The organism is Brucella sp. NBRC 12950, assembly GCF_030268145.1.
Lineage (GTDB): Bacteria > Pseudomonadota > Alphaproteobacteria > Rhizobiales > Rhizobiaceae > Brucella.
The window spans coordinates 123,775-136,841 of sequence record NZ_BSQC01000003.1 but is presented as its reverse complement, the minus strand read 5'-3'; the positions used below and the strand labels follow the sequence as shown (position 1 = coordinate 136,841).

Sequence of the window (13,067 nt, the reverse complement as noted above, 5' to 3'; positions counted from 1 at the left end):
TGACACGTTTTAGAAAGCCAGAAATATGAATGAACAAGTCAAAACAAAGAAGCTGATCAACGCGCCGGAAAACATCATTGCGGAAATGATAGAAGGTATGGTCGGCGCGCATCCTGACATGCTGCGTGTTGAAGGCGAAACGGGTCGTGCAGTTGTGGCTGTCGATGGTCCACGCGAAGGCAAGGTCGGCATTGTGGTCGGTGGCGGTTCAGGTCACGAGCCAGCTTTTGCGGGCTATGTCGGGCGCGGCCTTGCCGATGCAGCAGCTGTTGGCAACGTGTTTGCCTCCCCATCGCCTGCTCATATTGCAGAAGCGGCACGGGCTGCGGATGGTGGCGCTGGCGTGCTGATGCTCTATGGCAATTATACCGGCGACGTTCTTAACTTCACGATGGCTGCGGAAGAACTCGCGCAGGACGGCATGGATGTGCGTCATGTCGCAGTTGCGGACGATGTGGCCTCGGCTCCGCTTGATCGCAAGTCGGAGCGCCGCGGTATTGCCGGTGATTTCTTTGTGTTCAAGGTTGCTGGTGCTGCCGCTGATTTGGGTGAATCCCTGCCGCGCGTTGAAGCCCTAGCGCAGGCTGCCAATGAAGCGACCCGTTCGATGGGCGTGGCATTGAGCCCATGCTCGCTGCCCCAGACCGGCAAGCCGAACTTTTCCATCGGTGACGATGAAATGGAAATCGGCATGGGCCTGCATGGCGAGCCGGGTATCCGCCGCCAGAAGCTGGCGCCCGCCGATGAAGTGACTGACGAACTGATGGCCTCGGTTGTCGAAGAACTGGCACTCAAGGCTGGTGATCGCGTTGCTGTTCTGGTCAACGGACTTGGCGCGACCACGCATATCGAGCTCTACCTGATTTTCCGCCGCGTGAAGCAGATCCTGGATGGCAGGGACGTTCAGATCCACGCCTCCTGGGTTGGCGAATATGCGACGTCGCTCGAAATGGCTGGTGCGTCGGTGACGTTGATGAAACTCGATGCGACGTTGCAGACGCTTCTCGATCATCCATGCCATACCCCAGCCTTAACGGTTGGTGCCGTGCAGCCAGCGGATCGTGAACCGGCTTCACATCGCAAGGCGCAGCGCAGTTCTGAACACAAGGAAGCTGCCATTGACACGCCGCGCAAACTCATCACCGAGGGTGACGTGACGCCTGCACTTTTCAAGGCGATGATGATGAATGTCGGCAATCAGATCATCGCCGAGAAGAATTGGCTTTCGGAACTCGATGGGGTGATTGGCGATGGCGATCATGGCATTACCATGGAAATCGGCTGGAAGGCCGTGCAACATGCGCTAGAAGACGAGCAGGGCGATGAAACCATCGAAGCCATCTGCAAGCGCATGGCCAAGGCGTTTCTTGATGCGGTTGGCGCCTCGTCGGGTCCGCTCTATGCAACTGCGTTCCTGCGTGCGGGTACGGCTGTCAGCAATCGTCTAAACCTTGATGGTACGGGCATTGCCGAATGGCTTGCAGCCGCATCGCAAGGCATTCAGGATCGGGGCCGCGCTGCACCCGGCGACAAGACGATGATTGATGCATGGGTTCCGGCGGTCGAGGCTGCGAATGAAGCTGCGAAGGCCGGCAAGTCCACGCTCGACGTACTGATTGCTGCCCGCGATGGTGCGGAAGCGGGCATGAAGGCGACCACCGCAATGGAATCGCGTCGTGGCCGTTCAGCCAAGCTGGGCGAGCGCTCCATCGGCCATATTGATCCGGGTGCAGCGTCTACATTCGTAACCCTGCGCGCCATGGCAGAAGCGCTTCAAGGTAAAGCTTAATCAATTAGCACAGGGGCCGTGTTTAGCGCGGCCCCTGCAATAATGCGCGGGCAACGCCTTCATTGGTGACGAGGCGATTGACAAAGCCGCCGCGCAGAATGGCCCGAATAATCGGAATTTTATTCGGCCCACCCGAGACCAGAACCGATGCGGGTTTGAGTTTGAGCTTGTCTGGTGGCAGGGCAATGATTGATTCATTGAGGAAATGGTCAATCGGACGCCCCTGAGCATCAAGAAAATACCCCAGAAATTCACCGACCGCCCCAAGCCTCAGGACGGCATCGAGGTTATCTTTCACCACGCGGATGTGGGTGAGTGAGGTTTCCGATGTTAGTGCGCCGCAAGAGACAAGGCCGATATCCGCGATTTCGGTGCGCGCCAGAACGTCTGTCAGTTCGTCGCTCAAAAGAATTGCATCGCGGCTTTCGCGGTTTGCGCAATAGATCGGAGCAGTGAGATAATGACACTCAACGCCGAGCGCCCGCGCAAAGTCGGTTGCAACTTCAAATGTGTTTGTAGAGGAGCCGCTGGTCACGCCCCCGGTCAGACTGACGACCCAGCTTTCAGGTTTGGGACGCGAACGTAAATTTCTAACCGCAAAACTTAAAGTGCGTCCCGAGGCAATGCCCACCCCCATGTCCCGCCCTGAAATCAGCTCGCTTGCCATGGTCCCTGCGGCTTCGCCGATCACACGTTTCTGCTCCAGATAGTCATCAAGATCCGGCACCACTACGGCATCAGCTAAGCCGTAACGAGCCGCGACCTTCTCCGCCAGTTCGATACAATCCACAAGCGGCAGGCTGACTTTGACCTGTATCTGACCCGACTCGCGAACCTGACCAATGATCTTGTTGACCTTTAGCCGGGTAATGTTAAGCCGTTGTGCGATTTCCTGCTGAGTCTGGCCGCCAATGAAATAGAGCCAGGCCACGCGTGCGCGCTCCTGCTCTTCATCGACTGATACGAAATTCTCGTTCATTCACTGGCCCTTAACAGTCGCTACGTGCGGCAGAATATCCTTGAGCGGTCGCGCTGAAAAGCATCAATTCCTGCGCTCTTTCAACGCGCATCTTGCCTGAAAACGGTTTCTCATTTTCAGGATGCGCTTCTCACTCTTTTCATAACTGAGGTACGGGCCGCAATGAATTTTGCAATGCCGGATGTTATTTCTTTTCAAGCTACGCTGAATGCCGACACATTTTTGTATAAGAAATTTGCAGAGCATTTTAAAGTAATTTAACTTGACTCAAATTATCATGTTAACTAGAGGTTGCGGCGGAGGCATCCCTTTCGGCGGGTAAGATCATGTATAACAAAAATAGTCAGAAGACGGCGCTTCATCGATTTGTCGAGGGAGATGGATTCTGGGTAGCGTATGCTGGTTTATTTGCAGTGATCGTTATCATTGCAAATCTTTACCTTTGAAAATTGTCAGCCTGTAAACTGCAACGTCTGCAGGCCGACCACGCATATCAGCAGCAAGCAATAGTTCTCAGGTAGCCAGCCACTGATTTCCACTTTCGCGAGGAAACAGTGAAAAAAATACACTCAAAACAATACGGCATTCTTTTACTCGGTGTTGCATATAGCGCATTCATCGCGGGCATTCCCGCGGCCCATGCGCAATTGGCGGGCGGTACACCGCAGAGTGCAGAAGCGGGCGACAAGTCACAAGACCAGAAGGTTCCAGGCTCTGTGGAGCTTCAGCCGATTATCATCAGTGCAGGCGTCGACATGGACGCGCCCTATCTGACGCCAGGCGGTGTCAGCGTCATCGATGGCAATATCGTGCAGGAAAAATACGGTGGCGATGCAAACGCAATCGTTCGCTCCATGCCTGGCACTTTCACGCGTATCTCATCGAGCCAGCCGGGTGTTGCGGTTAATATTCGTGGCTTTGAATCGGATGGTCGCATCAATACCATGATCGATGGTGTTCCGCAGATGTTCAGAAACACTGCAGGTCATGCTTCGACCGGTGGAGAACTGCTTTATATCGATACCAACCTGCTAGCAGGTGTGGGTGCCGAGCGCGGCGCTGTAAACGGTGCCCATGGCATGGGGTCGCTTGCCGGAGCGGTCAATTTCAGGACGATTGATTTCCAAGATGTGGTCCTTGATGGACAGGACCAGGGCGTCAAGACAATCATGAAGGCCGGAAATAATGGCTTCGGTCTTTCGGGCATGATTGCCGGTGGTGCAAGGACCAATATACCTGGATCGGGAACGGCGTCTATTGTTGGTGCTTTCAGCTATAGTGATCGCGAGAATTACCGCCGAGGAGACGGTGTTTACAATACGCCGGATGCGAGTAACAAGCCGGGTTCGGGTTTGTTGAAGTTTCATTTCCAGCCAGACGATGTGCATGATCTGAAACTCGGCGCACGGTGGTACAAGAACCGCTTTCTGGTTTCGGGCTATGAGTGGGGCGTAACGAACTCGACTTACACGGCCAACTATAGCTATAATCCGGATAGTGACTGGATCGATTTGAAGGTCAACGCTTATTATAACCGCACAGATATGTCTTACGATCCGACGACCGGTGGTTCTTATCGGCAGCGCCAGACGCGTGACAATGGCTATGGATTCGATGTCACGAACACCAGCCGTTTTGACATCACCGACGCCGTTAGCGCTCGCTGGGAATATGGTGCGGCCTATTCTTCGGACGATTACAAGGTCAATAATTATCGTGGGGCAAACCCTCCCGGCAGAATGCAAAAAGCGCGTGCTTTCACAGACCTCACTTTGTCGAGCGGAATCTTTGAGCTTAGCACAGGGATAAATTACGACTACTGGACCCTGAGTGGGCACCAAAGCCCTTGTACGGCCAATGTCGGTTTCTGCCCACCAACGGGCGGTAATGTCGATGTGTCACGAAGTGAAAATGCGTTAAATCCGAAGATTACTCTCTCCGCAAAGCCGCTGGATTGGTTGCAGCCTTACGTCACCTATGCTCACACGTTCAGGCCTCCATCCGCGCGAGAAGCGCTATGGGCACTGGTTCCAATCGGCGCTGGCATTGGTGGTGGTCAGTTCTCCAACTTCTACCTCGATCCGGAAAAGTCTCGCGGATGGGAGTTCGGCACAAATGTCATTAAAGATGACGTATTGTTGGCAGGCGACGCATTGAGACTGAAAGTAAACTACTTCCGCTACGATATCGAAAACTACATCGTCAACAATATCATCAGCCTGCCGGGCGATCCGTATGAACGGGCAATCTGGGTCAATGTGCCAGGAACCACCCACTCACGCGGCTTCGAAATCGAAGGCGGTTATGATGCGCGGTTTGCCTATGTGAACTTGTCTTATACCCATGCAACCAACGATCAGCCAGTTGGCTGGGGCGCAGGTATCGGCAATGGCGACTCGACATTCCTGCCGGAAGACTATGTGACTGCCGATGTCGGCGTTCGTGCATTTGATGAAGCTCTGACGGTCGGTGCCACGATGAATTATGTTGGCGGCAGCCGCTACGCAGTTGGATTTGGCGATACCGAGAAGAAGGAAGCCTACACGCTTTACAATCTCTATGCCTCGTACAAGTTCAACAAACACGCGACCGCGTTCATGAACGTCGAGAACTTGACGGATGTGGCGTATAGCCCAGCTGTATCGGGTGAAATGGCTGACAAAACCGGCCGCGGGCGCACCTTTATGGTGGGGCTCACAACCCAGTTCTAACCTGAAAAAAATGAAAATCGTACGGCTGGCGTAATGTCAGTCGTATGAACTTAGAGCTCGATGGGGACTGTGACCACGACTTTCAGACCCGGATCGTTGTTGAGTTCTTCCATCTCGCCGCCAAGTCCCAACACAATGGCATTGAGCATTTTGCTGCCAAAGCCGACGCGGCTGCGTGTCTTGCCCGTTCCGTTATCAGCTACGATCAGGCGCGCCTCATTGAAATGCTGATCAAGCGTAACCCATGTTGGTCCTGGTGCGCCATCATAGGCATATTTATTCGCGTTGGTCACAAGCTCGGAATAGACCAAACCAATATTGATTGCGCGGTCGGCATTGATGAGCACATGCGAGAGCCTGCTTGTATGGCGGCTGCGCCATTCCTCTCCCATCGATTGAAACAGTTCGTTCGACAGTTCGTCGAGATAGCGGGCAAGATCAACGGAACCGACATAGCTATCGGAATAAAGACGGCGGTGGACGAGTGCCACTGCGGCGATACGGCTGCGGGCATCCGTCAAATACTGCGTAATCAACGGATCGCTGGTTTCCCGCATTTGCATTCCAAGGAAGGTCGAAACGAGCTGAAGACTGTTCTGGACGCGGTGATTGATTTCCTTCATCAGAAAATCTTTCTGTTCCAGAAGCTTTTCCTGCTGATCCAGAGTGCGCTGCAATTCGCTGTTCAGCTTGTCTATCCGACGGCGCTGATAGGCCTCGTGAATGACGCGGCTAATTCGATGCATTGCGTCGATCTTGTTGAAGTTCCAATAACGTGAGCGACCATGCACTTCTTCCGACCAGGCTTCAAACGAGGCGCGTGGCGTGAGCGGCGTTGAGGCGGAATCCGACGTGTCTTTATGAGGATTACCTGCCCATTCCACGATCTGCACTTTTTCCGCGCGCGACCAGATCAGAAACACATCTTCATCCAAATGTAGTTTCAACACGGCAATGCCGCTGGCAATTGGGATAATATGTTGCGGCAGGTCTTTGTCACGCCCCATCTCATGTGAATGAAACAAGCCGTCTTTGAACCTACCGTGGATCAGATCAAGGATTGTTCGCAAATCGGAAATATCGGGCGACGCACCGGTCCGCGCCGCGATCTTTCCATTGGAAACCACGGCAAAGCCATCCGCAATCATCATCTGTCGCAGATTGTCGGCGGCTTCCGCAAGGCGTTCTTCGAGTGGTGCGTTAATCAGGAGTGCTTCGACCAGTCGATCTTCATGCGAACGCAGCCGCAACCGCTCCCGGGCATTTTCTGCCTCATCCTTCGATTTCATCTGTCGGGCGAGGCTTGCGGCCAACGCACGGGCTGATGCGCGTGTTGCAAATGGCATAGCAAGCGGCACCACATTGTGACAGGCAATGAGGCCCCAGAGTACGCCGTCCTTGATGATCGAGACAGATGCGCTAGCGGCAACGCCCATATTCTGCAGATATTGGAGGTGAATGGGGGAAACACTACGCAGGGCTACATCGCTCAAATCCAGCGGCTGCTGTGGTTCTTCGCTGTACCATCTCAGGGGAGCCGGAACATAGGACGCGTCTGGAATGACGCGCACGCGATTGCGAAGATAAAGCGCCCTTGCTTGTTTGGGAATGTCGCTGGCAGGAAAGTGGTGGTTGAGAAAAGAAGGGTAATTGTCGTTGCCATCTTCAGCTACCACAACGCCGGACGCATCTTCGAGAAACTGATAGATCATCACGCGATCAAAACCGGTCAGTTTGCGGAATGCCACCACAGCTTTCTGAAAAAGAGTCCTAATATCGGGTGCTGCTTCAAACTGATAAGCCACCGCCTCAAGACCAGAAAGAGACTGCTCAGGCGTAACAAATGAATGCAGTGCGGGTTCTATTTCGACCAGCAGATATTCGCTGAGGATATGGCCGAGGAGGTCGAAAGTTTCCTCCCCAATGATGAGTTTACCCAGAATGATTTCGTCGGCTCGCGGCGCTTCTGTGGCGAGCGCCAGTGCATCGAATTGCAAAAGGTCATCGAGGTTCTGGCCGGGCCATGTCTCCCCAAAATAGGCCTCCAATTGCCCGGCACCGCCGACGATGAGACCGCTCGCCAGTTCTGCTATGAGTAGCATGCCATGCGGCTGGATAGATCCGGGTATATGAATTGGTTCGCGGTCGCAGGCAGTCTGATCAAGCGGGCTGTCTGGCGACATAGTTGAAGACCTTTTGATAATTATACTCAAATGCACCGAATGCTGCGATGGCGGCAAATTTGCAGCGCTCTTCGTCATCGTCATCGAAGGGCGTTATATCGATCAAATTAAGTGTTTGCTGCCATGAACGCAAATTCGCCATTTGTCTGTCGAGATGTCTGGCGCCGAACTCTTTCGTGAAACCGAGTTTGGCGACTTGCTCGGCGCGGTCCTGAACCCGAATGGCGGATGCTTCCAGCACATAGAGCGTCCCGATGATGGTGGGTAGATCGACGGGCTCGGTCGCGCGCTTGAACTTCAACGTCTCGGGTGGGAGACAATCGGGGAAGTCATTTATATCGTGGGTAAGATCAGGCTCAATCCTGCGGTCGTTCCATTGCGGTAGAAGAGCTTCGATGTGGCTTGTTTCAAGCATCGATTCCAGTAAAAGGCGACTTGCAAGCGTAGCCTGCAAATAATTTCTGTAGGAAGCTTCTGAACCAAACATGGACAGATCGCTGCACAGCGCGTCGACTCGATTATGATGAGGATCGGTGGCCGACTTTAATCGCCAATATCGCCCCGACGTCACTTTATGGAACATTGAAGAAATTCACTCCGCTTAAGTCTGGAGTGTACGAAAGCTAAAAATTCAGACGCACCTCTCCGGGCGCACTAACGCAGCAGATGCAATTTTGTTCCGAAATATTTGGGTGGTGTCCGCAAATAAATAGATGTTGCGCAAGCCAGGAAAAGCCTGAACCGAATGATGTGCCTGAGAAAAAGCTAAAAGCCGAAAAACGTCTAAGCACTTGAACGTTATACTAAATTTAAGGCTTGGAGTTCGAATGGTGGGCGTAACAGGGATTGAACCTGTGACCCCTACAATGTCAATGTAGTGCTCTCCCGCTGAGCTATACGCCCATTCGATGTGGCGCATACACCATATAGCGTTGCGTCCGTCAATGCCCTTTTTTGAACTTTTTTATTCTTTTTGTTGAATACCTTATCAAAGGCCGGGAAAGTCGCTGGTCGCCTTATGCGGCGATCAGCATTTTTTCAATTTCGTTCACAAGATCGCGCAGGTGGAAAGGCTTGGAAAGCACTTTCGCATCGCGCGGGGCGTCCGAATCGGGATTGAGGGCCACTGCCGCAAAGCCCGTAATGAACATGATTTTCAGATCAGGGTCGATTTCAGTTGCGCGGCGTGCAAGCTCGATACCATCCATTTCTGGCATGACGATATCGGTCAAAAGCAGCGAGAATGGCTCCTCGCGCAGTCTGTCATAGGCGCTGGCACCGTTATCGAAATGAGTAACGTGATAGCCCGCCTTTTCCAGCGCCTTCACGAGGAAACGACGCATATCGTTGTCGTCTTCAGCTAGCAGAATTCTTTTCATGGGTCCGTCCGAATTTCGCGCCGCCCGTTCGTGCCTTCTGGCACAAATGACGACTCAGTTTTCACACTAGAAAACGCTTTTTTGGTAAATATGAAATGAATGCTCTCGCAAATGTTAATTGTTATGGCCAGTGTTTGGCAACAAGCTGATATGTGTTACAGCTTTGCATCGTTTGAACGGCCTGCCAAAGGGAGGAAAGGTTGGCCCTCAAACATTGGATATTGAATCGCGCCCTATTATTATAAGATACTGCTTTAAAAGCGTAATTATCGTATGGTCGGTCGTCTAAAGGCAGTCGAAACGGGTTTAAGTATGAGTCTGGATCGTGATTTTCATCTGATGCCCCCTTTCGAGGTCTGTGCACCTGCGCAGCAGCGTATTCCTTTCGTTTTTAATTCTCCCCACAGCGGTCGAGCCTATCCCAATTCATTTCTCGAAGAATCGCGGCTGGATGCGCTCGCCATTCGCTATTCCGAAGATTGCTACGTCGATGAGCTTTTTGCAGCAGTGCCTCGCCTTGGCGCGCCGTTGCTCAAAGCCCACTTCCCGCGCGCCTTTCTGGACGTGAACCGTGAGCCATACGAGCTTGACCCGCGAATGTTTGCGGAGCCTTTGCCGCCTTACGTGAACAGCCAGTCGGCGCGTGTTGCGGGCGGTCTGGGCACTGTGCCGCGTCTGGTCGGCGAGGGGCAGCTTATTTATCCTGGCCGCATATCGCTTGAAGAGGCCTATTATCGTATTGAGGAGCTTTATAAGCCCTATCACCGTGCGCTGGATGGTCTGCTTCAGTCGACCCATGAGCGCTTTGGCTATTCGGTTCTGATCGATTGTCACTCAATGCCGGGCGGCACGCGCTCCGGCGATGTTGGCGGGCGGCCTGATTTCATCATTGGTGATCGTTTCGGTCGATCCTGCAGCGAGCAGCTGACGCAGGCGGCAATCGAATTGCTTCGCGGCCTTGGGTACACTGTCGCACATAACAAGCCTTATGCAGGTGGTTTTATCACGGAGCATTATGGCAGACCTGCTGCAGCCTGTTACGCGTTGCAGATCGAGATCAATCGCAGTCTCTATATGAATGAGCAGACCTTGCAGAAGCTTGCCGGCTTCGATGCGCTATGCGCCGATCTCTATCAGTTCCTGAGCGATCTCACGTCCTTGCCGGATGAACTTCTGGTCGTGCGGCCGCTCGCAGCTGAATAGCTGTCGGGTGCTCTAACACTATATATTTACAGCATAATCTCACCTTAAACTGGTTCAGGTTTAAGGAATTATGCTGCAGCACAGAAATCTAACATCAAATGCATATAAAAAGAGCCGCGCTCCAAGAAGAAAGCGCGGCCAAAGACTAGGGAGGAAATGCCCCGAAAGGCACCGACAGGACAGCCTGTCTGACCTTTAAGCTACGCGGCAAAGCTTTATGCGTCAAGGATTTACGCATATTTTTTGTGCTAAAAAATAGACAGCTCAAATTGTGAGCAATATTAGGACGAGATGCACATCAATGCATCATCTTATGGAAACGGGAGATTGGGATTGCTGATTGATAAGGCATTTTTTTCCGAAGTCGCTTCGGTCGCAGCTGCTGAAACCTTGCCACGGTTTCGCCAGTTCAACGAGATCGACAACAAATATACTTCGGGATTTGATCCGGTCACGGAAGCCGACCGTGCTGCGGAACGCGCGATTCGTGCAGTCATCGGGCGCGAGTTTCCAGATCACGGCATTCTTGGCGAAGAATATGGCCCTGAAAATATCGATCGCAGTCATGTTTGGGTGATCGACCCGGTTGATGGCACCCGCGCTTTCATCTCTGGTCTGCCTGTTTGGGGAACGCTGGTCGGCCTGACCGTCGATGGCGATGCAAAGGCTGGCATGATGTCCCAGCCTTTCACGGGTGAGCTGTTTTACGGCGATGCCAATGGTTCTTATCTCCTCCGCGAAGGTGCAGACCCACGTCGGCTTTCTGTGCGCGCTCAGGCAAAGCTTGAAGATGCGACCATGTTCACCACCACGCCGGCACTTTTCAAGGGCGATCTGCGTAAGGGCTTTGACCGACTGGAAAATGCGGTGCGTCTGTCGCGTTACGGCGTTGATTGCTATGCCTTTGCGATGCTGGCAAGTGGCTTTGCCGATATCGTCGTGGAAGCGGGCCTTCAGCCTTATGATATCGTGGCGCTCATTCCAATCATCGAGCAGGCGGGTGGCGTTGTCACGCAGCGTGACGGCGGCCCGGCAGAAAAGGGCGGTGATGTTGTTGCCGCAGCTTCACCAGCACTGCACAAGGCCGCTCTTGATTTGCTGAACAGCTGATCGTCAGGCCTTGTCTGGATTTGCAGGCTCTATGCTCTCTGGAAGCGCTTCAATTTCCGATGTGCCGGGAATGAAAGCGTCGAAAGCGGCAAGAGCCTGCTCCCGATAGAAATCGGCTTCCTGAAGCAATTCATGGCGAGCGCCGTCGATGACGACGAGCGAGACGTTGCGCGTGCGCGCAGCAAAGCGCTCAATAGCTGTGGTCGAGACGACCTTGTCAGCACCTGCAGCAATAACCAGCACAGGCACTGTCGGCCCGTCATAGAAACCGGGCTGATGAATACGGGCTGCGGCCGCAAGCGCATTGCCGATCCAGTTGATCGTTGGCCCGCCAAGCGCCAGCTCTGGATGTTTTCGCACCACAGCCACATTCCGTTCAAAGCGTTCTGGATCATTGGTCAGCGGGTTGTTTTCAAAGGGCCTTTCACCGCGCAAGCGCCCACCGGCGGCATAATTCCGACCCATTCCTAGCCAGCGCAAGGTCGTTGCCATGAAGCGCATTTTGGTGTCGCCGGATTGTGATGGACGCAATCCCATTAATGGCGCGCACAGCACGATACGGGTCACGCGCGATGCCAGTTTGTGAATCGATGAATAGGTAATCAGTGCGCCTGCCGAATGCGCCAGCACATAGAAGGGTGGCGGACAATCAGGCAGCACGATCTCGGTCAGAAACTGATCGAGATCGTCAGTATAGTCGCTGAAATTCCGAACATAGCCGCGCAGCCGGTCTTCGAGCAGCCGCTGCGAACCACCCTGGCCGCGCCAGTCGAGCGTTGCGACCGTGAACCCGCGTCTGGCCAGATCCGAGATGGTTTCAAAGTATTTTTCGATAAACTCGTTGCGGCCCTGCAGCAGAATAATGGTTCCGCGCGAAGGTTTTGTTTCGGGCCTCATAATGGCGTAGCGCAGATCCAGGCCATCTTTCGATTTGAACTGTCCTGATTTTGTCCCTGCGGGAATGGGGTTCGCGTCGGTTTCAAAAAGAAATTCTGGCATTCAAACTGCGGCCCCAATTAAAATCACACACCAGTATAGTCGGATAAAGAATGATAAAAAGTAACCGGAAGTTTGCAAGCAAACTTCCGGTTCAGGAAACAACCAGTGCAAGGGACGTTACACTGGCTGATCTTTCCAAATCAGAGAATATTACCAGCCGCGACCAACGCGGCGTTCATCGATGATGCGGCCGCTGAATGCATCGACCACAACGATTACGCGGCGGCCATTCGGGCGGGTTGCCTTGACGAGATAAGCTCCGCGTTCACGGCGCATATCACCGACATCATAGCCGCGGCGCTGCAGTGAGCGCGAAATCTGGCGTGGGCCGAGTGTTTCCGGACGTCCATAGCCGTCACCCCAGCCCGGTCCGCGACCCGGGCCTCTATCATATCCGCGATCTGGACCGTCCCAACCTGGACGTGGTCCGCCGCGTGGCGGCATTGGTGGACGATAACCATCATCGTCGTAATACTGAACCTGAACACGCAGGCCGTTATCAGCTGCATGGGACGTAGTCGCAATTCCGGTTGCGACGGTGGCAAGTGCGGCAAAAGCAAGAAAAGCTTTTTTCATAACCGTAATCCTTTGGTGAACCCGCCTCTCAGCAGGCATAGTGGGACAATAGCCCCAAGCATCTGAACGCTCGCCGAAGATGATGTTCATTTTGGGTTCATTGGATGGCGTAACCCCCAATTTCCGGGGTCCAAGCGA

Annotated in this window: 10 protein-coding genes and 1 tRNA gene; 4 read left to right on the top strand and 7 right to left on the bottom strand. The window is 53.5% G+C overall.

Features of this window, described 5'->3' with window-relative positions:
* Window positions 1–25: 25 nt before the first annotated feature.
* Complete coding sequence (gene dhaL, locus QSJ70_RS06150; protein ID WP_215778127.1) at window positions 26–1,789, top strand: dihydroxyacetone kinase subunit DhaL; 1,764 nt, start codon at window positions 26–28, stop codon at window positions 1,787–1,789.
* A gap of 22 nt (window positions 1,790–1,811) precedes the next feature.
* On the opposite strand, the gene QSJ70_RS06145 is transcribed toward dhaL, so the two are convergent.
* Entirely contained in the window at window positions 1,812–2,768 is a 957-nt protein-coding gene (locus tag QSJ70_RS06145) for a sugar-binding transcriptional regulator (RefSeq protein ID WP_215778129.1), read from the bottom strand.
* Window positions 2,769–3,322: 554 nt separating this feature from the next.
* On the opposite strand from QSJ70_RS06145, the gene QSJ70_RS06140 reads away from it, so the two are divergent.
* Entirely contained in the window at window positions 3,323–5,479 is a 2,157-nt protein-coding gene (locus tag QSJ70_RS06140) for a TonB-dependent receptor domain-containing protein (RefSeq protein WP_285535154.1), read from the top strand.
* A gap of 50 nt (window positions 5,480–5,529) precedes the next feature.
* Here QSJ70_RS06140 and QSJ70_RS06135 read toward each other — a convergent pair whose 3' ends face one another.
* The 4 genes from QSJ70_RS06135 to cpdR all read right to left on the bottom strand — a co-directional run bounded on the left by QSJ70_RS06135 (window position 5,530) and on the right by cpdR (window position 9,041).
* A complete protein-coding gene (locus tag QSJ70_RS06135) occupies window positions 5,530–7,662 on the bottom strand; it encodes a histidine kinase dimerization/phosphoacceptor domain -containing protein (protein WP_285535153.1) in 2,133 nt (710 codons plus the stop codon).
* On the bottom strand, window positions 7,640–8,149 hold the full coding sequence (locus QSJ70_RS06130; protein ID WP_215778138.1) for a heme oxygenase-like domain-containing protein: 510 nt from the start codon (window positions 8,147–8,149) through the stop codon (window positions 7,640–7,642). Before QSJ70_RS06130 ends, QSJ70_RS06135 begins: the two co-directional genes overlap by 23 nt.
* Before the next feature lie 341 nt (window positions 8,150–8,490).
* Window positions 8,491–8,565: transfer RNA gene (locus tag QSJ70_RS06125), tRNA-Val, on the bottom strand.
* Window positions 8,566–8,678: 113 nt separating this feature from the next.
* Window positions 8,679–9,041, bottom strand: coding sequence for a cell cycle two-component system response regulator CpdR (gene cpdR / locus QSJ70_RS06120; RefSeq protein WP_113159629.1), 363 nt, complete (start codon window positions 9,039–9,041; stop codon window positions 8,679–8,681).
* A gap of 312 nt (window positions 9,042–9,353) precedes the next feature.
* On the opposite strand from cpdR, the gene QSJ70_RS06115 reads away from it, so the two are divergent.
* Entirely contained in the window at window positions 9,354–10,244 is an 891-nt protein-coding gene (locus QSJ70_RS06115) for an N-formylglutamate amidohydrolase (protein WP_215778141.1), read from the top strand.
* A gap of 333 nt (window positions 10,245–10,577) precedes the next feature.
* Window positions 10,578–11,354 (top strand): histidinol-phosphatase, encoded by a 777-nt coding sequence (hisN, locus tag QSJ70_RS06110; RefSeq protein WP_285535149.1) that lies wholly within the window; start codon window positions 10,578–10,580, stop codon window positions 11,352–11,354.
* A 3-nt stretch (window positions 11,355–11,357) separates the two neighbouring features.
* On the opposite strand, the gene QSJ70_RS06105 is transcribed toward hisN, so the two are convergent.
* Window positions 11,358–12,353: an alpha/beta fold hydrolase gene (locus tag QSJ70_RS06105; RefSeq protein WP_215778143.1), complete on the bottom strand. Its 996-nt coding sequence runs from the start codon at window positions 12,351–12,353 to the stop codon at window positions 11,358–11,360.
* Window positions 12,354–12,503: 150 nt separating this feature from the next.
* Window positions 12,504–12,929: a PepSY domain-containing protein gene (locus tag QSJ70_RS06100; protein WP_007877195.1), complete on the bottom strand. Its 426-nt coding sequence runs from the start codon at window positions 12,927–12,929 to the stop codon at window positions 12,504–12,506.
* Window positions 12,930–13,067 lie beyond the last annotated feature (138 nt).

Coding starts and splice junctions, on each gene's coding strand:
- dhaL (WP_215778127.1), top strand. CDS start 26: ATGAATGAACAAGTCAAAACAAAGAAGCTGATCAACGCGCCGGAAAAC.
- QSJ70_RS06145 (WP_215778129.1), bottom strand. CDS start 2,768: ATGAACGAGAATTTCGTATCAGTCGATGAAGAGCAGGAGCGCGCACGC.
- QSJ70_RS06135 (WP_285535153.1), bottom strand. CDS start 7,662: ATGTCGCCAGACAGCCCGCTTGATCAGACTGCCTGCGACCGCGAACCA.
- QSJ70_RS06130 (WP_215778138.1), bottom strand. CDS start 8,149: ATGTTTGGTTCAGAAGCTTCCTACAGAAATTATTTGCAGGCTACGCTT.
- cpdR (WP_113159629.1), bottom strand. CDS start 9,041: ATGAAAAGAATTCTGCTAGCTGAAGACGACAACGATATGCGTCGTTTC.
- QSJ70_RS06115 (WP_215778141.1), top strand. CDS start 9,354: ATGAGTCTGGATCGTGATTTTCATCTGATGCCCCCTTTCGAGGTCTGT.
- QSJ70_RS06105 (WP_215778143.1), bottom strand. CDS start 12,353: ATGCCAGAATTTCTTTTTGAAACCGACGCGAACCCCATTCCCGCAGGG.
- QSJ70_RS06100 (WP_007877195.1), bottom strand. CDS start 12,929: ATGAAAAAAGCTTTTCTTGCTTTTGCCGCACTTGCCACCGTCGCAACC.